This is a genomic window from Ureibacillus chungkukjangi, from assembly GCF_003217295.1.
GTDB classification, from domain to species: Bacteria; Bacillota; Bacilli; order Bacillales_A; family Planococcaceae; genus Ureibacillus; species Ureibacillus chungkukjangi.
Map to the genome: position 1 here is coordinate 41,214 of NZ_QJTJ01000009.1, position 22,769 is coordinate 63,982.

The 22,769-nt window shown below is 36.5% G+C and carries 23 protein-coding genes; 8 read left to right on the forward strand and 15 right to left on the reverse strand.

Going from position 1 to position 22,769, the window contains the following annotated elements; all coding sequences use genetic code 11:
* Positions 1 to 10: 10 nt before the first annotated feature.
* Positions 11 to 553, reverse strand: a complete 543-nt coding sequence (locus tag BJ095_RS08760; protein WP_107934957.1) for a peroxiredoxin — start codon at positions 551 to 553, stop codon at positions 11 to 13.
* A gap of 232 nt (positions 554 to 785) precedes the next feature.
* Here BJ095_RS08760 and BJ095_RS08765 point away from each other — a divergent pair, with 232 nt between their 5' ends.
* From BJ095_RS08765 to BJ095_RS08790, 6 genes are all read left to right on the forward strand, one after another.
* Entirely contained in the window at positions 786 to 1,328 is a 543-nt protein-coding gene (locus tag BJ095_RS08765) for a helix-turn-helix domain-containing protein (protein WP_107934958.1), read from the forward strand.
* 16 nt (positions 1,329 to 1,344) lie between these two features.
* Complete coding sequence (locus BJ095_RS08770) at positions 1,345 to 2,448, forward strand: ABC transporter ATP-binding protein (protein WP_107934959.1); 1,104 nt, start codon at positions 1,345 to 1,347, stop codon at positions 2,446 to 2,448.
* Positions 2,438 to 3,241 carry an ABC transporter permease gene (locus BJ095_RS08775; RefSeq protein WP_107934960.1) on the forward strand — a complete coding sequence of 268 codons (804 nt, stop codon included), beginning with the start codon at positions 2,438 to 2,440 and terminating at the stop codon, positions 3,239 to 3,241. The genes BJ095_RS08770 and BJ095_RS08775 overlap by 11 nt, the downstream gene beginning before the upstream one ends.
* Complete coding sequence (locus tag BJ095_RS08780; protein ID WP_107934961.1) at positions 3,241 to 4,041, forward strand: ABC transporter permease; 801 nt, start codon at positions 3,241 to 3,243, stop codon at positions 4,039 to 4,041. The genes BJ095_RS08775 and BJ095_RS08780 overlap by 1 nt, the downstream gene beginning before the upstream one ends.
* On the forward strand, positions 4,038 to 5,114 hold the full coding sequence (locus BJ095_RS08785; protein ID WP_107934962.1) for an ABC transporter substrate-binding protein: 1,077 nt from the start codon (positions 4,038 to 4,040) through the stop codon (positions 5,112 to 5,114). Before BJ095_RS08780 ends, BJ095_RS08785 begins: the two co-directional genes overlap by 4 nt.
* Before the next feature lie 167 nt (positions 5,115 to 5,281).
* The gene (locus BJ095_RS08790) at positions 5,282 to 6,487 is read left to right on the forward strand and encodes an MFS transporter (RefSeq protein WP_107934963.1); all 1,206 of its coding nucleotides are present in this window, start codon (positions 5,282 to 5,284) and stop codon (positions 6,485 to 6,487) included.
* Positions 6,488 to 6,525: 38 nt separating this feature from the next.
* Here the strand turns inward: BJ095_RS08790 and BJ095_RS08795 are convergent, their stop codons facing one another.
* The 14 genes from BJ095_RS08795 to BJ095_RS08860 all read right to left on the reverse strand — a co-directional run bounded on the left by BJ095_RS08795 (position 6,526) and on the right by BJ095_RS08860 (position 21,570).
* Positions 6,526 to 7,647, reverse strand: coding sequence for an N-acetyldiaminopimelate deacetylase (locus tag BJ095_RS08795; protein WP_107934964.1), 1,122 nt, complete (start codon positions 7,645 to 7,647; stop codon positions 6,526 to 6,528).
* Between the two features lie 12 nt (positions 7,648 to 7,659).
* Entirely contained in the window at positions 7,660 to 8,376 is a 717-nt protein-coding gene (gene dapD / locus BJ095_RS08800) for a 2,3,4,5-tetrahydropyridine-2,6-dicarboxylate N-acetyltransferase (RefSeq protein WP_107934965.1), read from the reverse strand.
* A 106-nt stretch (positions 8,377 to 8,482) separates the two neighbouring features.
* Positions 8,483 to 9,373 carry a LysR family transcriptional regulator gene (locus BJ095_RS08805; RefSeq protein WP_107934966.1) on the reverse strand — a complete coding sequence of 297 codons (891 nt, stop codon included), beginning with the start codon at positions 9,371 to 9,373 and terminating at the stop codon, positions 8,483 to 8,485.
* A gap of 86 nt (positions 9,374 to 9,459) precedes the next feature.
* Positions 9,460 to 9,903: a cyclic-di-AMP-binding protein CbpB gene (gene cbpB, locus BJ095_RS08810; RefSeq protein WP_107934967.1), complete on the reverse strand. Its 444-nt coding sequence runs from the start codon at positions 9,901 to 9,903 to the stop codon at positions 9,460 to 9,462.
* A gap of 145 nt (positions 9,904 to 10,048) precedes the next feature.
* Positions 10,049 to 10,288: a short-chain dehydrogenase gene (locus tag BJ095_RS08815; RefSeq protein WP_107934968.1), complete on the reverse strand. Its 240-nt coding sequence runs from the start codon at positions 10,286 to 10,288 to the stop codon at positions 10,049 to 10,051.
* A gap of 130 nt (positions 10,289 to 10,418) precedes the next feature.
* Positions 10,419 to 11,186: a 2,4-dienoyl-CoA reductase gene (gene fadH, locus BJ095_RS08820; protein WP_107934969.1), complete on the reverse strand. Its 768-nt coding sequence runs from the start codon at positions 11,184 to 11,186 to the stop codon at positions 10,419 to 10,421.
* Between the two features lie 431 nt (positions 11,187 to 11,617).
* On the reverse strand, positions 11,618 to 13,270 hold the full coding sequence (locus tag BJ095_RS08825; protein WP_235867621.1) for a putative bifunctional diguanylate cyclase/phosphodiesterase: 1,653 nt from the start codon (positions 13,268 to 13,270) through the stop codon (positions 11,618 to 11,620).
* 236 nt (positions 13,271 to 13,506) lie between these two features.
* The gene (locus tag BJ095_RS08830) at positions 13,507 to 15,666 is read right to left on the reverse strand and encodes an RNA degradosome polyphosphate kinase (protein ID WP_107934971.1); all 2,160 of its coding nucleotides are present in this window, start codon (positions 15,664 to 15,666) and stop codon (positions 13,507 to 13,509) included.
* 2 nt (positions 15,667 to 15,668) lie between these two features.
* A complete protein-coding gene (locus BJ095_RS08835) occupies positions 15,669 to 17,207 on the reverse strand; it encodes a Ppx/GppA family phosphatase (protein WP_107935031.1) in 1,539 nt (512 codons plus the stop codon).
* A gap of 232 nt (positions 17,208 to 17,439) precedes the next feature.
* Entirely contained in the window at positions 17,440 to 18,342 is a 903-nt protein-coding gene (locus BJ095_RS08840) for a chemotaxis protein (RefSeq protein WP_107934972.1), read from the reverse strand.
* A gap of 102 nt (positions 18,343 to 18,444) precedes the next feature.
* Entirely contained in the window at positions 18,445 to 19,764 is a 1,320-nt protein-coding gene (locus BJ095_RS08845; protein WP_107934973.1) for an MFS transporter, read from the reverse strand.
* Between the two features lie 83 nt (positions 19,765 to 19,847).
* Positions 19,848 to 20,720 carry an NAD(P)-dependent oxidoreductase gene (locus BJ095_RS08850; RefSeq protein ID WP_107934974.1) on the reverse strand — a complete coding sequence of 291 codons (873 nt, stop codon included), beginning with the start codon at positions 20,718 to 20,720 and terminating at the stop codon, positions 19,848 to 19,850.
* 370 nt (positions 20,721 to 21,090) lie between these two features.
* Entirely contained in the window at positions 21,091 to 21,285 is a 195-nt protein-coding gene (locus BJ095_RS08855; protein WP_107934975.1) for an aspartyl-phosphate phosphatase Spo0E family protein, read from the reverse strand.
* Between the two features lie 96 nt (positions 21,286 to 21,381).
* Positions 21,382 to 21,570 carry a hypothetical protein gene (locus tag BJ095_RS08860; RefSeq protein ID WP_107934976.1) on the reverse strand — a complete coding sequence of 63 codons (189 nt, stop codon included), beginning with the start codon at positions 21,568 to 21,570 and terminating at the stop codon, positions 21,382 to 21,384.
* Positions 21,571 to 21,690: 120 nt separating this feature from the next.
* On the opposite strand from BJ095_RS08860, the gene BJ095_RS08865 reads away from it, so the two are divergent.
* Complete coding sequence (locus tag BJ095_RS08865) at positions 21,691 to 21,882, forward strand: YkvS family protein (protein WP_107934977.1); 192 nt, start codon at positions 21,691 to 21,693, stop codon at positions 21,880 to 21,882.
* A gap of 243 nt (positions 21,883 to 22,125) precedes the next feature.
* A complete protein-coding gene (locus BJ095_RS08870) occupies positions 22,126 to 22,737 on the forward strand; it encodes a CPBP family intramembrane glutamic endopeptidase (RefSeq protein WP_107934978.1) in 612 nt (203 codons plus the stop codon).
* The last annotated feature ends 32 nt before the right edge of the window (positions 22,738 to 22,769 follow it).

A 22,769-nucleotide genomic window follows, 5' to 3' on the forward strand; every position in this document is an offset into this window, starting at 1 on the left:
TATTTCGGAGTTATAGTGTATCATCACCCGGACGCCAGCTTGCCGGACAAAGGCGACCTGTTTGAAGTGCTTGAAGAACACGCAGCACCTCTTCTGTGTCACGTCCAATATTATTGTGGTGTACTACGTGATATTGAAGCTCTCCTTCAGGGTTTATGATGAACAATCCTCTTAGAGCAACTCCCTCTTCTTCAACTAATACTCCATACTTTTTCGCCACCTGGTGGTTAGGGTCTGCTGCCAACGGGTATTGAAGTTGACCAAGCCCATTTTTTGTGCGCTCTGTATTGATCCAAGCTAAATGCGTATAAATGGTGTCTGTGGAAACACCGATAACAGTGGCATCAAGCTCCTCAAAGTCATCATAGTAATCGGACATTTCCGTGATTTCAGTAGGACATACAAAGGTAAAATCCATCGGGTAAAAAAATAGAACCGTCCACTTCTCTAGCTTTATATTTTCTTCCAAGGCTACTTTTCCAAAAGTCTTATCAGGCATGACCGCATCCATTTCAAATTTCGGAGCCGGTTTACCTACTTGTAAATCTATCATTTTAAACTTCCCCCAATTGGTAGAAATAACTTTGTCGTATTGTTTTTGGCTAGTTGAAGAAACTATACTCTAGAAAAAAAGGGCATTTTTCTAGGGAAATATTTCAAAATCATCTATTGAAATGCCTATCCGTTTCTGTATAATAGTATCGTAATAGTAAACATTAAGTTATTTAAAAGTAAACTTTCATACTTTAAGTTTATGTATATTAAACAAACAAGGAGTTATTCAGGTGCAAATTGGTGCGAAAATAAAAGCATTGCGACTTAAAAAAGGACTGACACAGGAAGAATTAGGTGAAAGAACTGATTTAACAAAAGGGTATATTTCTCAGCTAGAACGCGACTTAAATTCGCCATCAATTGAAACATTATTTTCTCTTTTAGAAGTATTAGGCACAACCCCAAAGGATTTCTTTGATGACTCATTGCAGGAACAAAAAGTAATCTATAACGTAGATGACCAAACCTCATTTTTTGATGAAGATAAAAAGTATAAGATTCAGTGGTTAATTCCTACCTCCAATGAAAAGGAAATGGAACCTGTACTTATTACACTTCAGAAGGACGGCGAGTATAAGCAGTTCGAGCCTTCATTAGCTGAGACATTTATCTATGTGCTAAAAGGACGAGTGCGAGTAGTTTTAGGCAATAACGAATATATAGCTTGTGAAGGAAATGCTGTCTATTATGAGGCAGCCACAAATCATCAAATCTTCAACGCACACAATGGCAAAACTCAAATTTTGCTCGTTGCCACAGAATCTTATTTATAGTTTAGGAGGCTAGACAATGAACGATACAATTATTCGGTTTGATAATGTTTCAAAATCCTATGATGATGGAACCGTTGTATTGAAAAATATTAATTTTGAGCTTGAAAGAGGAAAATTCTATACACTATTAGGACCCTCTGGATGCGGGAAAACAACTATTCTCCGCATTATCGCCGGATTTACAAATCCAACTGAGGGCGGAATTTATTTTAACGATAAAAAAATAAACCAAATTCCTGCACATGAGCGTCAGGTAAATACTGTTTTCCAGGACTATGCACTCTTCCCTCATTTAAACGTTTTCGAAAATGTTGCTTTTGGTCTGCGTATTAAAAAACTGAAGGAAAAGGAAATTCAGGAACGTGTATTAGAGGCTTTAAAATTTGTAAACCTAGCTGGCTTTAGCACTCGTGAAATTTCTGAGATGTCTGGTGGTCAACGCCAACGTGTAGCAATCGCCCGCGCAATTGTAAATGATCCAGAGGTAATTCTATTGGATGAGCCTTTATCTGCCCTAGATTTAAAGCTGCGTTCAGAAATGCAGTATGAGCTTCGCGAGCTGCAGCAGCGGTTAGGAAAAACCTTCGTCTTTGTAACACATGACCAAGAGGAAGCCTTAGCAATGTCTGATGAAATTTTCGTTATCAATGATGGTGAAATTCAGCAATCTGGAACGCCAGTAGATATTTATGACGAGCCGATCAACCGCTTTGTGGCAGACTTTATCGGTGAATCCAATATCGTTACAGGTGTTATGATTGAGGACTTCAAGGTTCAATTTGCCGGCAAAACCTTTGAATGTGTAGACCAAGGTATGAGACCGAACGAGAAAATCGACATCGTGATTCGTCCAGAGGATTTGGAAATTACAACTGTTGATAAAGGAAAGCTTATTGTTACTGTTGATACACAATTATTCCGTGGAGTTCACTATGAGCTATCCACTTATGATACCGATGGCAATGAATGGCTCGTTCATTCACTTAAAAAGGCCGATGTAGGCGCACAAATTGGCTTAGATTTTGACCCTGAAAGTATTCATGTAATGCGTCTAAACGAAACGGAAGAAGAATTCGACAAACGTTTAGAGTCTTATGGAGACGAAGAAAATGTTCAGTAAGGCTTCAAAGGGCTCGCTATTTCCCTACTATATTTGGATAGCATTATTTGTCATCGCGCCAATCGTTTTAATTGTTTATTATTCAATGCTAGATTTAAACGGGAATTTCACACTAGCAAACTACACTGCGTTCTTTTCGAGCGTTTATTTAAAAATGACGTTAACAAGCTTTTGGTATGCGTTTTTAATTACATTTTTTACGTTACTTATCGCCTATCCGACAGCGTTTCTTTTAACGAAAACAAAGCATAAGCATTTATGGTTAATGCTAATTATTATTCCTTCCTGGATTAACTTATTATTAAAAACCTATGCATTTATCGGGATTTTCGGATTATATGGTCCCATTAATGCATTTTTAGAGGTATTTGGACTGGAGGAGCAGCAAATACTCTTTACCGATTTTAGCTTCATATTTGTTTCTGTTTATATTTTTATTCCATTTATGATTATTCCGATTTTTAACTCGCTGGATAAATTGAACCCGACACTAGTGTATGCAGCACGAGATTTAGGTGCCTCAAGTTTCACTACTTTCCGTCGCGTTATTTTTCCTTTAACAATTGACGGCGTGAAATCTGGCATTCAGGTTACTTTTATACCAGCCCTATCATTATTCATGATTACACGATTAATAGCTGGGAACCAAGTAATTACATTAGGTACGGCTATTGAGCAGCAATTCCTTGTCTCACAAAACTGGGGCATGGGGTCTACTATCGCTGTATTCTTAATCATTATCATGGTTATTATTATGCTCCTTACAGGTCAGAAAAAAGGAGGCCGTGCTTAATGAAGAAATTATCAACTGCCTCAAAAGTCTATTTATTACTTGTTTTTGTTGTGTTATATGCACCGATTTTTTACCTAATCTTTTATTCCTTTAATAGCGGTGGCTCTATGAATAACTTCGAATCCTTCACGTTTGAGCATTACGAAGCCGTATTTGGAGATTCAAGACTGTTAGTTATCCTTATTAATACAGTCATCATTGCCCTATTATCAGGATTGATTGCTACAATTATTGGTACATTAGGTGCCATTGGAATAGTCTCCATTAAAGATAAAAAGATGCGAAACACCTTACTGTCTTTAAACAATGTACTAATTGTAAGTCCTGATGTTGTTATTGGAGCTAGCTTCCTTATTTTATTTACGATGATTGGTGTAAAATTAGGGTTTATGTCTGTTTTAGTTTCACATGTAGCCTTTAGTATTCCAATTGTTGTTTTAATGGTTTTACCAAAGCTTTTAGAAATGAACACATCCTTAATTGATGCAGCCCGCGATTTAGGTGCATCTAGAAGAGACGTGCTTACACGCGTAATTCTGCCCTATATTCAGCCGGGAATTTTCGCAGGGTTCTTCTTAGCATTAACATATTCATTAGATGATTTCGCTGTTACATTTTTCGTTACAGGAAACGGCTTTTCTACCCTATCCATTGAAATTTACTCAATGGCCAGAACAGGGATTTCTTTAACAGTTAACGCAATTTCTGGACTTGTCTTCTTTGTTACAGTGTTAGTGGTAGTCGGCTACTACTTCGTTACAAATCGCACAAAACGCGCAGGTCAGGAGGTACAACGATGAAATCACTCGTTCAAGCTACTGTTGCAATCATAGTTGTCTGTGCTCTCCTATTCTTTGTAGCAGATCGATTAGAATCAGCTGGTTCTGCCGGTAGTAAAGATACGATTACTGTCTATAACTGGGGCGAATATATCGATCCCGAACTAATTGATCAATTCACAGAGGAAACAGGCATCAAAGTCATATACGAAACCTTCGACTCAAACGAAGCCATGATGACCAAGGTCGAACAAGGCGGTTCTGCTTATGATATAGCTGTTCCATCTGAATATATGGTTGAGATGATGAAGGAAAAGAACTTACTTTTACCGATTGATCACTCTAAGCTGCCGAATTTACAAAATATCGATCCTTACTTTCTTGACTTAGCTTTTGACCCTGGAAACGAGTTTACTATTCCCTACTTCTGGGGAACAGTTGGTATTGTTTATAATCCAAGCTTAGTTGCAGATCATTTAGACTTTACATCCTGGGAGGATCTTTGGGATCCATCGCTTAAGGATAAAGTATTTTTAGTTGATGGTGCACGTGAAGTAATTGGGATGGGCCTTAACTCATTAGGTGAATCACTTAATGCAAAAGACGATGCCCTTCTTCGCCAAGCAACTGATAAGCTAATCACTCTATCGCCAAATATTAAGGCCATTATCGGGGATGAAATTACACCACTGATGATCAACGACGAAGCAACGGTTGCCCTTACTTGGTCTGGGCAGGCAGCTGATATGATGTGGGAAAATGAAGAGCTAGATTTTGCTGTTCCTGAGGAAGGCTCTAATTTATGGTTTGATAGTTTCGTTATTCCAAAAACAGCAGCGAATATAGATGGTGCCCATGCCTTTATCAATTTCATGCTAGATGCGGAAGTGTCTGCACAGAACAATGATTATGTTGGCTACTCTACTCCTAATGCTGCTGCTATGGAATTAATGGATCCAGAGGTAATAGAAGATGAACGCTTCTACCCTGACGAAGAACTTAGAGATAATCTAGAGGTTTACGAAAATCTAGGCCTTCAATGGATTGGTAAGTATAATGAATATTTCTTGGAATTTAAAATGAGTATACGATAACCTTGTTTTTTTAGCCGATGACATTCTTTAAGAATCTCATCGGCTTTTCTTTCGAATTTCAGCCTAAAGCCACTAGTTAAATCTAGTTAATCAATATACAATATGATAAGCTTTTATATACGAAATAATTTCTTTATGGGGGATATTTAAGGGGAAGGTGGACTGCAATGTCACAGAAAAAGAAGAAATTAGCCTTATCGATTTTGATGCTTAACATGTTTATAACCATGGGTGGTGTAGGGATTGTTATTCCCGTATTGCCTACCTACCTTCAGATTTTCGGGGTTGGCGGAGAAGTATACGGTACTTTAATTGCAATATTTGCATTTGCACAGTTCTTATTTTCCCCTCTTGCCGGAGGTTTATCAGATCGCTATGGCCGTAAATTATTTATCATCGGTGGACTGATTGTTTATGGAATTTCACAGATTATATTTGGGTTAGCTACGGATGTATGGGTTTTATATCTTGGTCGTTTTTTAAGTGGGTTCGGAGCTGCCTTTATCATGACTACTGTCATGGCTTATGTGGCAGATATCACAACAATTGAAGAACGCGGAAAAGGGATGGGCTTAATCGGAGCTGCTATTTCTCTTGGATTTATGATAGGACCTGGTTTGGGTGGATTTTTAGCAACTGTTAATATACATTTCCCATTCTTTTTAGCAGGTGGCGTATCTTTAATAGCTGCACTTCTTTCCTTTATTGTTTTACCAAATGTTAAACCGCATTTGAATGAGGCTACAAAACATGTACCTCGAGAAAAACTTTTAAAGCAATTAGTTCGTTCAGTTAAAACACCTTATTTTGTTATTTTAATTGTTGTATTTACATTTAACTTTGGAATTTCAAACTTCCAGTCGACATTATCGATGTTTTTAACTTATAAATTTGATTATACCGCTACATATATCGCTATTGTTATTACGGTTGGTGGATTTGCTGGTGTAGTTCTACAAATGTTTATTATCGATAAATTATTTAGACGCTTCGGTGAGATGAAGGTTATTTTAGTGAACCTATTAGTTGCAGCCATTACAATGGTTTTAATGATTTTTGTAAGTGGTTTCTTCGTTATCCTAACAATTGCCACTCTATTCCAAGTTGCAGGAGTATTTATTCGCCCAGCCGTAAACACATTGATTTCCAAATTTGCTGGTAACGAGCAAGGCTATGCAGCGGGAATGAATAATGCTTACATGAGCTTAGGTAACATGATTGGCCCAGCACTTGCCGGTGTACTATTAGAATGGCATTTATCTATACCATTTGCATTTGGTGCAGTTATATTATTAGGCTGCTTCGGATTAGCCCTGGGTTGGACACAAAAAAAAGCGCCACACCTAATGCATCCAACAGTCGAAGGAAAATAAAAATGGAAATGTCCCTTCTACAGGGCATTTCCATTTTTTTATGATACGCTGCGAATAAATTGCTCCACGAATTTCGTATTAAAGGCTAATAGCTCTTCATCCGGGTTAATTTTCGCATGATGTAAACCATATTCACAATTAGCACCTGTCCAAAACATCGCGCCTGGTATTCCTTTTAGGAAGTAACCAAAATCTTCACCAGTCATTGCTGCTGGACATTCATATGCAGTTGCTCCTTCAAATTCTTGCGCAAAATCTAATAGCTTTTTGGCAGCTTCAGCGTCATTATTAACCTCATAATACATAGCGCCATAATCAATGTGAATTTCGCATTCAAAGGAGGCTTCAATGCCTGAGCAAATTGCTTCAATTCGCTTTTTCACATCAGCCATCGCCTCGGCATTAAGTGTACGAATTGTTCCTTCCAATCTTGCATTTTCCGCAATGATATTTTGAACTGTTCCAGAAGTCAGCTTGCCGACTGTCACTACAGCGCTATCCATTGGATTTACATTACGACTGACAATCGTTTGTAATTGTAGGATTAAATTTGCCGCAGCAACTGTCATATCCCTCGTTTTATGAGGATATGCAGCATGTCCACCCAATCCTTTCAAATCGATAAAAAGCTCGGATGTATTGGCAAATAATAAACCAGCACGTGTTGCCACCGTTCCTACAGGGTATTCAGGGGCAACATGCAATGCATACATTTCAGTTGGTAAAAGATCTGGGCGTTCTGCTCTTAACCAATTGACCATTGGTTCAGCACCACCTGGTCCTTCCTCTGCCGGCTGGAAGTACACGATTACATTTTGTATTGGCTGTGTATTCGCTAATGCCTCTACTAAGCCAAGAGCGATCGTCATATGGCAATCATGGCCACAAGCATGCATATTCCCTTCATGGGTAGATGAAAAAGGTAGACCTGTTTCCTCAACAATAGGCAACCCATCAATATCTGAACGCCAACCAATTGTTTTAGATGGATTACTGCCTTCAATTTTCACCACAATACCTGTTTTCCAGGTTGTCACACTTAAATGCTCTTGTGGAAATTGAGAGATTTTATCTAACAGATACTTTTGAGTCTTGAATTCTTTGAATCCTAACTCAGGTATTTGATGTAGCTCTCTACGAATTTGAATAAGTGTATCCATCCTAACACCTTCTTAAATATTTCTTAGAGCATCAATGATTTCAGTTTTTGACTTTGTTTTTTCATCTAATGTTTTTAAAACACGTGCAGGAACTCCACCTACAACTGTGTATGGTTCAACATCGCTAATTACGATAGCACCTGCTGCTACAACAGCACCTTGACCTACACGTACACCTTCTAAAACTACAGCGTTAGCACCAATTACTACGTCATCTTCAATGATAACTGGAGTTGCTGAAGGTGGCTCGATTACACCTGCAAGAACAGTTCCTGCTCCAATGTGGCAGCTTTTACCAACAGTTGCACGACCGCCTAATACAGCTCCCATATCGATCATTGTTTTTTCGCCGATTTCTGCACCGATATTAATAATAGAACCCATCATAATAACCGCGTTATCACCAATAGTTACTTGGTCACGAATAATTGCACCTGGCTCAATACGTGCATTTTGATATTTTAAATCTAGTAAAGGTACACCAGAATTACGACGATCATTTTCAATTACATAGTCAGCAATTTGGCTACCATGCTCTTTTAAGCTCGCTTCGATTTCGCTCCACTCACCGAAAACTACTGCGCTATTTCCTTCACCGAAAACCTTAGAATTTTCTCCATATGATAAAGAAGCAACACCTTCACCTTTTACATACACTTTCACCGGTGTTACCTTTTTAGAATCTGAAATAAATTGAATAATTTCTTGTGCATTTAATTTGTTAGTCATTGTTAAATCTCCTTATCTATGTAAAATTAACTCACATATTTGATTGTACTAAATTTTCTAATAAATAGCACGTATAATTGACTGGTTTCTATTAAGTAATTATACATTACTTCGTATAATCATAAAGACAACTTGCATGCTGTGTTACGACATTCATAAAGGCAGAAACCTGTCTTAACTCAAAGGAGGAGTCATAGCCTATCAACCAAGTATCCCGAGTTAAGCCTGTATCTTTTTCATTTTGAGTTAATGGGATTTTATTAACCTCTTCTTCCCCATTTAAAGTAATGGAAGGTAAAATTGCATAACCTATACCGTTCATGGCCATTTGTTTACATGTTTCAATTTGATCTACAATGATTTGCCTTTTCGGATTGGAGGAGAAATGACGCTGCCACCAAAGCTGAATCTCCTGGTAATAGTTTGAATCACTTTTAAATTGAATAAAGGGTCTATCCGTTGTCAAAATATCATCTATATTTTCAATTTCCTTATCTACGAGGTACATCATATCTCTAAATAAATGAACTTTTTTCCCCTTCCATTCAACCTGACCACGCACAATTCCAACGTGTGCCTCACCCTCATATAATGCTTTGACAATTTCAGAGCTCCATCCTGTAATAAGTGAAATTTTGGCATCAGGGTAAATTGTGACAAACTCCTTTAAAACTTTAGGAAGCCAATTTTGCCCCACGATTGAAGCACAGGCAATTTTCAATGTACCATGTACTTTCTCATTTAATGCTTGGATTGTATCAAAAATTTGTTCTTTTCTACTAATGGTTTCAGTTGCATATTGAATGACAAGTTCTCCAGCAGGTGTTGGCGTCAGTCCTTTTTGCGAGCGAATAAATAGCTGGGCACCCCAATCCTTTTCTATGGATTGCAGTCTTTGGGAGAGTGCTGGCTGAGTCAGGAATAATCGCTCCGCCGCTTTTCTCATATTCTTCTCTTCTGCTAGAATTTTAATAATTTCTGCCTCTGTTGCAGTCATTTAACTCTCCCCCTTATTTTTCTTAAGTGTAAAAAACGACAAAACCCATTTGCGGATTTTGTCGAGTTTTTTAACAATCTATTCTATTAATCTTCTACTTGATAAATATATTTTTTTAACTGCTTTAAAATTACACGACGCGTTAAAATGCCGACAAATGTTCCCTCATCGTCAACAACACATAAAAAGGCATGGTTAATGACTAAATCCAATGCTTTTTGGAACGTATCAGTAATTTTTAAAAACGTAACATCCCGGTCCATGCAATCATCAACTTTGATATTTCCTAATTTTTCATATTCAATTCGTTCTAAACCCAGGATGGATTCTGTTATCATTTTACTGCTTAAAAGTCCATGTAAACGATACTTGATATCCAATACTGGTACAGAAGAATAACCTGTTTTTGTTAAGACGAGTAAAGCATGTTCTGCACTATTGCCAATTTGTACATGGGCAACTTTTTCCGATGAAATGATAAAGTCACTAATTGGCGTCTCTAATAATGCTCTTGTATTTGTTGAAATCATGACCTTCTACTCCTTTGCCTGTCAATAACTTTTGTAACAGGAAAACTACAATCTCCTTATATCATATCACAATTTGTTCACAATTGACCATGATATAAGCCGGTATTTTTGAGTAGAAGGATGATTTCAAAAAAATTTTCACATACTAATATCCATAAATTGACCAATAATAAAAGATAATTATTCCAGTAAATAAACCGAAAATAAGATACATAATTATGATCGGGTTCATCGCCACTGGATGGTCTCTGACAATTTTGCTAATCGGTACGTCCGCAGCTGATTCACGGTGTTTAACCTTTTTCATAACACCAGCGGTTAGAAAGTACGAGATAGCAACAATGATGATGCCAGTAATAATAGTGGGCACAGTCCACATTCCCATAATTACACCTCCTTTTTTTCATATAAAGAAAGTGTAATTAGTATGCAACTAACCCTCATAGGTATTCTGTTTTATAGTGAAATGCCAAGATTTACTTAAGGATTTTTGTTCTAATTATTTGGAGAAAAAATCAAAACGGATATGGGTTTAACCATTGTCCACCATCAAGTGTCACACATTCCCCATTCATATAAGAAGCCTTGTTGGACATAATAAATGTAGCAAGTTCTGCAATTTCCTCCGGTGTTCCAAGTCGCTTTAATGGTACCGAATTCAACGTTCGTTTAGCCTGTTCCTCCGACTCCCAAAGCTTGCCCGCTCCACCTGTTCTTTCAATCGGACCTGGGGCGATTGCATTAACTCGAATGCCATATTGATTTCCCCATTCTACAGCTAAAGTACGTGTCAATGATAAAACACCAGCTTTCGCTGCAGCAGAATGTACGACACCAGCACCAGCACCCCATGCATAAGTCGCCACCATATTCACGATTTTTCCTTTGATTCCATTTTCAATCCAGTACTTTCCAACCTCAGATGAACAATAGAACGTTCCATTTAAAACAATGTCGATAACTGCTTTCCATCCATTAGGCGAAAGCTTTTCAGCCGCCACAATAAAGTTACCTGCTGCGTTATTTACTAGTCCATCAATTTTCCCGAATTTCTCTACTGTAAACTGAACCATAGCCTTCACATGCTCAACTTCACGTACATCCATCTGGAAAATTTCAATACTATCTCCAAAAGCTGCGATTTCTTCCTTCGCATTTTGTAAGCGCTCTCTATCACGACCAGTAATTACCACATTTGCCCCTTCTTTGACAAACTGCTTTGCCATAGCCAGTCCCATCCCACTAGAACCACCAGTAACAATAATTGTCTCACTCTTCAACATGAAAATTCCCCCTACCCCTTAATGAATGTTCATTCACTTTTCATCTTACTATAAATTTACAACTCTGTCACTTTAGTTTTCAGAATTTAAAGATAAGTGATTTTGTGAATGTGGTGTTGGAAGAAGTTGATCGTAGCTAGCTGAAGTGACAATTACAAATGGGATTGGGAGTTTAATAGGGTTATTGTCCACGAGGGGGGCGTGGACTGAGTATCTTAGGTTTGTTTATTGGGGGTGGATTTTGGTAGCTTTTATTTAACTTTTGGTATATATGGTGAATTATTTTATCTTATGTTCCCAGTGATGCTGTTTTTGGATGTTTTGGGGAACTGACACACTTTCTCCCTTCCCGATAACGCTGCTTAGGCTGGTTTCGGGGCATGCACAAAAAAACCAACAAATTCTACTTACATAAAATTTGCTGGCTGCTTTTATTTTACTAGATATTTTTCTACTATTTCTGCTACAGGAAGAGGTTTGTTGTATAGGTAGCCCTGTCCTTTTTTACATTGATGCAGCTTCAGGAAGTTTTCTTGCGAGATTTCCTCTACCCCTTCTGCGATTACATCCATTTCTAGGTTTTGAGAAAGGGCAATAATGGCTTTTACGATCGCTTCATTTTTATCATCCTTATTCAAATCGGCGATAAAGGATTGGTCGATTTTGATGATGTCAATTGGGTATTTTTTCAGATAACTTAAAGATGAATAGCCTGTCCCAAAATCGTCCACAGAAACGAAGACACCTAATGCTTTGAGGTTTTTTAAGATGCTTTCCGTTTCATCGACATTTACCATTGAGCTTTCCGTAATCTCCAGTTCAATGTAACGTGGCTCAACATTGTATTTTAGAATGATTCGTTTAACCTTCTCGGCAAAGTTTTCTTGTTTGAATTGCTTTGGTGAGATATTGACAGCAATTCGAACAGGTCTGTACCCCTTTGACTTCCATTCCTGCTGGTATCTGCAAACCTGATTTAAAACCCACTCGCCAATTTGGATAATCAAGCCTGAAGATTCCGCAATTGGGATAAATTGTGATGGAGGCACGAAGCCAAACTTTGGATTATTCCATCTTATTAATGCTTCAAAGCTATCAATTTCATATGTATCAAAATCAATTTGTGGCTGCAAATGTATCGATAGTTCATTAAACTCGATTGCTCTTCTTAAATGAGCTTCCATTAGCACTTCATTTTGGAAGGTATGACTCATTTCCTCACGATAAAATCGGAAATGTGCACGACCATGTTTTTTTACATAGAATAAGGCCTGTTCCGCCTGGTGTAATAAAGTCTCTAAATCACGGCAATCATCTGCTGCAATTGTTGAAATGCCTATAGAGCATGTCACAAAGTACTCATGTACATCTATCAAAAATGGCTCCTTAAGCTGCTCGTAAATTCTATTAACTACAAGCTCTACCTCTTCACGAAGGGTATGGCGTACTAGAAATACAAACTCATCTCCACTATAGTGGAAAAGCTCACACGACTTACTGCCAACCAGATAAAAGCGTTCACTGATTTTTTTGATCATCTCATCCGCTTTTTGCTTACCTAGTGATTCATTGTATTTTTTAAAACGATCTAAATCCACTAGTAAAAAAGAAATTTGACGAGAATCATTATAATTTTGATAATGCTCAGACCATTTAATATTTAAAGCTCTTTTATTTAATAGACCTGTATTTTCATTTTGAAATGTATAAAGACTATAGGAATTCTTGTCCTCATTTACTTTCTTCAAAATTAACGCATAATATTTTTCCTTGTTATTAACAATTGGTTGAATATAAATTGAAACTTGCTTTGAAGGATTCTCTATGGAAATAAATTCGACTTCTTCCTTTGGATATTGGAGCAATTCCACCAAGTTCGGCCAGTTTAACCATTGAAAAAACGCACTTGCATCCATTCCTTTAAAAAATGGTACAGGAGAAAGAATTTGAGCATTTGAGTTAATCATCTCTACAGTAAATTTTCCTTCATTCTGTGCTTTTAAAATGACAACAGAATCAAATGGATTTAGTTTCATGATATCTTGCAGGTAGTTTTCAAACTCCATTGTTGGAAAAGTAATCATATTATCCTCCATTAGATAAAGACGTGATGCAAAAATAAATATAGTTATATTATAACACTATAATCCATTAAATATCGATATTTCCATCTAATTGTAGGACAAATGTACAACTAAATCAACTTTTCGTTAAATTTTTATTTTTAAATAAGGAAAAATGCCCATAAAAATCATCTCTCACCTTGTAATAGATGAGAGATATCATTTTCCTAATATAATAAGACCTGCCTATTTTCAGCTTACTCTTCAACTACAACGGTACTCATTGCCTCAAGTAAAAACTGCTCCTGCGAATTAATTCTTTTATCTGTATCATTTAATTTTTTAAAGTAATACTTTCCTGTTGAATCTTGAATACGCGCCTTTACATTGTCGGCTATCTGAGTCTGTAATATATTCATGACTCTATCTTTAATGTCATTCGAATAAAGCGGGAATAATATCTCCACACGTTTAATCATATTGCGTGTCATTAAGTCGGCTGAGGATAAATAAATATTATCCTCTCCATTGTGGTGGAACCAGTAGATACGCGTGTGCTCCAAAAAACGTCCCACAATACTTGTCACGGTAATGTTTTCACTTATTCCTGGAACTCCTGCACGCAAGCAGCAAATCCCTCGAATAACAAGTTCAACCTTGACGCCATTAATAGAGGCTTCATAGAACTTCATGATAAGATCTTTATCGGTTAAGGAGTTCATTTTTGCACGGATGAATCCATTCCCAAATTTTTTATGGTAGCGAATTTCTTTATCTACTAATTCAATAAATTCATCACGAATATCAAAGGGTGCTACGACTAAATGGTGGAATTTTGGTTTTTCTGTATAGCCACTCAAATAATTAAAGAAGTTTGTTGCATCAATTCCGAATTCCTTCACTGATGTAATAATCCCCATATCGGTGTAAAACTTAGCAGTGGCATCATTGTAGTTCCCTGTTCCCAGATGAACAAAACGTTCAATCTTACCGTTATTTTGGCGAACTACTAATGTAATTTTAGAATGTGTTTTTAAATTGTTCATCCCATAAATTACAAGACATCCAGATTGCTCTAGCTCTTTTGCCCAATGTACATTATTTTCTTCGTCAAATCGCGCCTTTAACTCAACTAGAACCGTTACCTGCTTCCCGTTTTCTGCTGCTTGCTTTAAAGCATTGATAATTGGTGAGTTGCCGCTTACACGATATAATGTTTGTTTAATCGCTAAGACTGAGGGATCGGTTGCAGCTTCAGTTACAAAATCCACGATTGGTTCAAAGGATTCATAAGGATGATGGAAAAAAATATCCTGAGTTAAAGCCTTCTCAAAGATATTTTCATTAGATGCTAGATCCCTTGGTCGTAAAGGTATAAAGCTCTCATACTCTAAATATTCCCGACCAATAGAAATCTTCTTCACAAAGCTAAATAGGAATGTTAGATCCAATGGCCCATCAATTTTAAATACGTCGGATTCTTGAATCTCAAACTCTTCTAGTAAATAGTCCAGGACTTCATCGCTCATTTCACCGTCACGTACCTCTAAACGGCTTCCAACGCCCCATTTTCGCTTTTTCAATTCCTTTTCTATCTCAACAAGTAAATCTCGTGCACCCTCCTCATGAATCGTTAAGTCGGCATTACGAGTTAATCGGAAGGCTTGAGTTGATTTCACATTGTATCCATAGAATAGCTTATCAAGATGAGAGGTAATCACATCCTCTAAAAAGACAAAAACCTTCTCGCCTTTTTCACTTGGTACTTCTATAAAACGGTCTAAAACGGAAGGAACCTGTACAATTGCTACTTTTTCGTTATGCTCACTATACATATGTTCTTCAAGCATCACGAGCAGATTTAAAGTTTTACCTATTAAAGTAGGAAAAGGACGATAAGCATCAACTGCTACTGGCGTAAGAACTGGAAAAATCGTTTCTTCAAACATCTCATTTACAAACTGTTTTTGTTGTTCATTTAATGCTTTAATGTCACGGACATATACTTTTTCCTTTGGCAGCAAATCGTGTACAAGATATTGGAAGACTTCCATTTGTCTACGAACTAGCGCCTGTGTCTTTTGAGCAATTTTTTCTAGCTGTTCCTTAGGAGTAAGGCCAGACTTATTTTCAGGCTTATGAAAGCCTGCTCTTACCTGATCCTGTAAGCCCGCTACTCGAACCATAAAAAATTCATCTAAATTCGAGCTGAAAATGGCTAAAAACTTTAATCGCTCTAGTAAAGGGTTCGCTGAATCTTCTGCTTCCTCTAATACACGTTCATTAAATGCTAACCAGCTTAGCTCGCGGTTATTGTAGTATTGTGGCTTTGAAATTTCTTCTAACATATACTCGTAATCAATCATCTCTTCATTCTCTTTCTCTCCGTAAGAGTCTAACTGAAATTCAGTAGTCATCTCTAGTCACCCTTTTTATAAAAATGAATTTGTACAGGTTTTTTAACTATCCGTTCTATATGTTTTTTTTGACGCTCACATTGATAAATTTCCGCCATTGGAATGTGCTGTGCCTTAACATTGATTTGAACGACGTCATCTATTTCTTCAAATTCAACAGATTCCACAATATTTCGCTTGGAAACGTTGAGTGCGTAAATAAATTTCAGCATAGCTCCAAAGTCTCTTAGCATTTTTAGCTCATCTCTTGGTATCCATGTAATAAAGGGAGCTGCAAACCTTCTAAAATAATCTTTATTTTTATAGGAAGCAACTAAGGCCAGTTTTACTCGATCCACGTGATTCATTCCTGCAATGGATTGGTTTGCAAGTAAATAAAATGTATGGCGATTGGAGGAATCCTGTTCAATATATTCACCGATCGCAAATACTTGAGCCGCCCTTTTCAGCAATTTCAGTTGCTCTTCATTGTAATTACATACATTTAATCGACAGCACTCTCTATAAAACTGCTCTGTAATAGCTCGAAGGAAGATACGTTCATCCTCTGAACGTCCATATTCAAAGGTAATTCTACGAGCATATCCTTCAAAGACATTATATTTATCAAATGCTCGGTTATTATTTTGAAGTACTTGATTATAGATTAAGCCCTCTCGCAGACCTTTCTTGCTTATTTGAAAGGTCTTTGCCTCTACCATCACCATGAGCTCCCTGAATACCTCCAAAGCGATTCCTATAATATCAGCACGGTCTGATGAGAGCCCGTCCAATTGCTTGAGCTGCTCAAAGCTAAATGTTTCCAAATAACTACTTAAGTTTGTCAGCTCTTCACGAGTAATTTCGTATTGGTGAACGCCAGATATCGGATATTCAATTAGCTGCTGATGAATTTGTGCAGCATTTCGAGCACTTCCTCCTATTCCAATGACAGGAAGCCCAATCTGCTTTATCCATTCAAGCTTTTCAAATTGCTGTCTCACATACTGACGCAATGGTTCTTTTTCTTCCTTACTGATTGCTTCTCCTGAAACGAACATTTCCTTAAGGGAAACCGTACCAAATGGAAAGCTAATTGTTTTTTGTAGCTTTTTATCCTCAAATAAAGTGATTTCCGTAGAGCCACCACCGATGTCAATTGTAACTGCCGATTTCGTATCCATTGAATGAGCAACAGCAACGAATCCAAAAAAGGCTTCTTCTTCCTCTGTTAATAAATCGATTAGAATTCCTGTTTCTTTTTCCATACGATCAATAATGGTCTGGTTATTAGTAGCTTGGCGAATTGCCGCTGTGGCTGTCGCCTTTATATCTGTTACATCATAATCGTCGATAATTTTTTTAAATGAGCTTAATGTGTCAGCCAAGAGCACGATACCTTCTTCAGACATCTCACCATTTGCTTGCAGATATTTTCGCAACCTTGCCACTGTTTTAATATTTCCGAATTCTCTTAAGCCTTCAAGGTTATTATATTTATAAAGTACTAGACGTATTGTGTTGGACCCAATATCGATAATAGCCGTTTTTAAATTTTCCATATTTTCTATTGTTATCACTTCTCTCTTTGAAATTTCATATGGAAGAAACACTACTCTTCTATACCCTAAAGAATGGATTAAAAATTTCAACTTTAAACCCGAGAAGAAAAAAGAACACAATCGTTAACCCTTGAAAGGTTTCCGACCGTGTTCTAATATAAATCAATCACCTTGGAAGAGCCTTACTAACTAAACTATAATTTTTAGACTGCCTAAAATATTGACCTCTTTTTTATAGAATCAATTCGTCGACCTTTAAAATGAGCTCCGCTATTTCAGGTTTACTAATTTGCTCTTGGGCACCTACTACTTCCCCTTTATGACGAAGATCATCTGTTATCAAGCTTGAGAAGATAATTACAGGCAGCTTCGCTAATGAAGGATTTGTTTTAATTTTTTTAGTAAAATGATGCCCATCCATTTGTGGCATCTCAATATCTGTTACTACTAATTGTACATGCTCTTCAATATTGCTTCCTGTACTTAGAAGTGATTCCAGGTAATCAAAAGCATCACGGCCATTTTCAAAGAATTCAAGGTTTACATAGCCTGCTTCATGCATCGTATCATGCAATAATTTTCGAAGTAATGGAGAATCCTCTGCAATAACAATTTTCTTTTCAGAACGTTCACGTTTACCCAGCTTTTTCACAGATTCTACGTTGATTCCCGACTCAGGATTGATGTCCACCATAATTTTCTCGAAATCCAGTAATAAAAGCATTGTGTCCTGCTGTTTAATAACCCCAATTACCTGACTTGAGCCACCTTGATACATATCTGAAGGCTTTTCAATTTCATTCCAAGAAATGCGATGGATTTGTGTAACATTATCAACATGGAAAACAACCTTTTGCTTATTAAACTCAGCAACAATATATTTTTGCTGTGCAGAAAATGTTCCATTAGAAATCCCTAAAACCTTAAGCATATTCACTACAGGCAATACTTCTCCACGAAGTTGAATAATCCCTTCAACATGAGGATGTGCATGCGGGATAAAAGTCACAGGAATCGGTTGGATGATTTCTTTAACCTTTATCACATTAATACCAAATTTATTATTAGCGACTTCAAATTCTACAATTTCAAGTTCATTTGTACCACTTTCTAGTAAAATACCTTTATGTTCCAAGTCACTCACGCTTTCCTTTCCCGGCTAAAACATTTTTATTTTAGCTACTTTTGATACAGATTTTTATAAGTAAATTGTAACATAGGGGAAGGTATTCTCCTATCATCTATTTTCTTCAGGTTTTACCTTCAAATGTATGAGTAGTCCAATTAATGTCAGTATGATTAGGGAACCTAACGCTACTCGACTTGCTAATGTTCCTTGATCTCTAAGGATTAATGTGATCGTACCATAAATTGCTGGCCCAATTATCGATGACACTTTTCCTGAAAATGCGAATAAGCCAAAAAATTGTCCGCGCTTTTCTTCTGGAGATAATTCAATAATTAATGTGCGAGAGGTAACCCACATGGATCCAAGAGAAATACCAAACATACTACCCGCAATCCAGAACATTCCCTGAGTTGTCGCAAATACAGCTAAAATAAGGGCCACAATCATAATAATTGCAACTATCGTTATAGATTGTTTTGCCCCAATCCATTTTGCGATATATCCAAATACCATTGAACCAATGACAGTTGCAATTGTGCTGACCAAATACAGGATTATAAATTGACCCGATGTAAATCCTACAATAGCCGTTGCATAAACAGCCATCATAGCGATCGTTGTTGCTATTGCATCATTTAGGAAAAAGTAAGCAATCATAAATGTAAAAATCGCTTTATACTTTTTCATTTCCTTGAAGGTCTGAATAATTTCCTTATAGCCTTCTAGAAATTTAACCTTTTTTCTCTCTGCCTTAGGGATTGGCTTATCCTTTATAAAGAAAAATAATGGCAAGGAAAAGATTAGATAGAGAATAGCTGTCGGTATAAATGCACGATGGAAGTCTCCATCGCTTACAAGTAGATATACTAGCAAACCGCACAGCGTACCCAGATACCCTACTGCCACACCAAAGCCAGATATTAAAGGCATTTCTTCTTTTGTCCCAAGATCCCCCATCATGGAATCATAGAATACTAAACTAGAATTAAAGAAAAATTTAGCTATAACAAAGCTTACAACAACTAAAAACAAACTAAGGGGAACACCTGAGTAATGTATATTAAAATCAAAACTCGCAAAGACCCCCATCATAAACGTGAAAACAATCGAAATAGAAGCAAACCAAACGATAAACCTCTTTTTGTAGCCAGTATTATCAATCCACACACCAAACAACGGTGAAAATAGTACGAGGAAGAAGCTAGCTACTGCATTCGCATAAGATATAAACGTGCTTGCAACCTGCTGTCGAACTTCGTCAGTTCCTAGTACTTCATCCATATAAAATGGGAAAAATACTGTATTAATGTTAGACGAAAATATCGTGTTGGCAAAATCGTAAAATGCCCAGGAAAGAATGGGTAACGAAAGATATAAGGCAATCGGACCTCTTGTATTAGAGTTTTGACGATTAACTGTTTTCCCCAAAGTGTTCGCCCCTAAAAAAATATTTTCTATATCTAAATTTCAACAAACACAAGACAGCGTTCAATTATAGATTGAACAAAAAATTAATCAATATAGTATTTAATCAGGCTTTGTGTCCCATTATCTCCATAGCCCTTTTCTAACAGCGTATTATAAAGCTCTTTAGAAAGTTTTACACCAGGTAGATTTAAGTTCATTTTTTCCGCTTCATCAATGGCAATTTTCATATCCTTAATGAAATGCTTCAAATAAAAGCCTGGTTCGAAATCTCCTTTAATCATGCGTGGACCAAGATTGCTCAATGACCAAGATCCAGCTGCTCCTGTAGAAATAGATTGAAGTACCCTTTCTATATCTAATCCTGCCTTCATGGCATATGCAATTGATTCACAAACCCCAATCATATTCGTTGCAATAAGCAATTGATTACACATTTTTGTATGCTGGCCTGCACCTGCTTCACCTTGATACACTATATTCTCGCCAAAGATTTGTAGAATCGGAAGTAATTCATTAAAAACAGCTTCGTCTCCGCCCGCCATAATAGAAAGCGTCCCATTTTGAGCACCAATATCCCCACCCGATACAGGTGCATCAATACTAGAAATCCCTTTTTCCTTTGCTGACTCATATATCTTTTTCGCAAGTGTAGGCTCAGAAGTTGTCAAATCTACAGCAACCGCTCCTTTTCGGGCAGTTTGTAAAAGTCCTTGCTCACCAAAGTAAACCTCCTCAACATCTATAGGGAAGCCCACCATTGTAAAAATTATGTCCCTATTTTTTGCTGCGTCTTTTGGTGTTTCTGCCCATTTTGCACCAAGCTCAATTAAGCTCTGAGCCTTAGATTGCGTACGAGTATATACACTTACCTCATAACCAGCCTTTAATAAGTGTTTAACAATACTAGAGCCCATAACTCCTGTTCCGATAAATCCAATCTTTTTCGTATGTAGCATTTGATCAACCCTTTCCTATTCTCATGAATAGCAAACAATATTATCTGTATTAATACTAAGTAGCCATATCTCATACAATATAAGAGCGAGATAATTTTTTATAATAGTTTACCAAATATTTTCTGATTATTGCTTAAAAGTAGAAAAAAATTACATAAAATTTACAAAATAAGTGTCATATTCTAAAAAAAGCTAGTGCATCCCCTGTATCGAGCTTTTACTTTGGCAATACAACTTTCTCAATTGAACACAAAAAGAGAGCAGAAGACTAATGCTCCTGCTCTTAAAGGGGGAAATGAGAATGTTGCTGTGTTCATAAATAATATATCCCCCTTAATACCTTTTTAAACAATTTTTACAAATTTTTTTTCTAGATATAATTATACTCATCATTTTTTTCTAATTGCTTATCTTCACTAGCAAAAACAACATCATATTCATTCATTAAACGATCTAATTCTTTACTTATACGAATTGTTCTTGGGTTTTGAAGACCGTACTCTATTCCAGTTTGTATCATTAGCTGTCTTTTTGATTCAAGTTCTTTTAAAAGGTCCTTACCCACTAAACTCCTCCTAAAAAAATATGATGTAATTATTATAAGGGTTTCTTAGGAAAATAAGGACGAAAATCGCTAGACAAAGTTCGACAGAAATAGCGTTTAACTTCTTGGTTCCTTTAAAAATGTGAAAACAACATCTCCACCCTGTTGAGCTTCTCCACGAAAATGTTTAAACTTTTCATCACTTACCAAGAACGTTCGAAATTGCAAAAATTCTTCCTTCGGTATTTTGATACTTTCAATTTCACCGTTTTTAAGCTGTTCAATTATTTGTTGATAGTTATCCATTTAATCACCTTTTAATTGTTAAATTTTAGAGAAATTAATTAAAAATTCTAAAAATCTCTTTACTTTTTTTAGATTTTCATGCAAAATTTCTTAATATTAGTCGATAAGGAGCTGACTCTTATGAAAATAGCAGAGGTTGGAAATATTGTCGAGTTTAAAGAAGGTTTACAAGGTGTCGTAGAAAAGGTAAACGAAAACTCTGTGATTGTAGACTTAACGATTATGGATAATTTTCATGATCTAGATATGGAAGAAAAAACAGTTGTAAATCACAAACGCTATAAGATTTTAAATCATCCAAAGGAACATTAATTCTACTAATATGGTACTAGCCTTTAAAGTACCTAGAATTCACCCGAGGTCACCTCGTTTAGTTCTCACCTAAAATTAATCACCTCTGGTAGAGGCTTTAACTTCACTACATTAGAGAAGTTAAAACAAATTCCAAAAAAGTTCAACACATTAATACAAATAAATAAAAATCTCCTTTTCATTTGCTAATAGATGATAGGAGATTTTTTTTTTGATAATATGATAAGAAGGAGGTCATTAATAATGGAAAAATCTAAACAATTTGTCGGGCTCCTTCTCTCTTTAATATTCATTTATGTAATGCTGTATATTACTTTTAAAGAAGTTAATATCTTTTGGTACCTATACACCTTTACACTTCTGGTAGGAATAGCGATAGCCATTGTCTACGGGAAATTCATGGATGAAGTATCCACATGGCAATACATTATCTATGGTATTGGTTATGGGACAATCCTTTACGGAATTGTGCGACTAGGCTACTTGCTGATTACAAAGGTTGATAGTGGCGCCCAAATCGCAATAACAAGATTTCTAGAAGCCTATGGACCAGCTAATATTGGGCATTTTTTATTGCTAGTTTTCATCATCGTCTTAGGTGAGGAATTATTCTGGCGTGGTTATGTACAACAATATTTAAAAAAGTGGGTATCATCTAGTATGGCGGTTATTATTACTAGCGTCCTTTTTGCACTATCTGTGGCTATTAGTGGATTCTGGCTAGGTGTTGTTGCAGCCTTTGTTGCAGGACTGATTTGGGGATTCCTATATGAGTGGAAGAAAAGCTTGCCACTTATTATTGTCTCACACGAAGTATTTATTTTACTTCTATTCATGATTTTACCTTTACATTAAGCTTTAGGTAAAAATTGAATTAAATGTGAAAC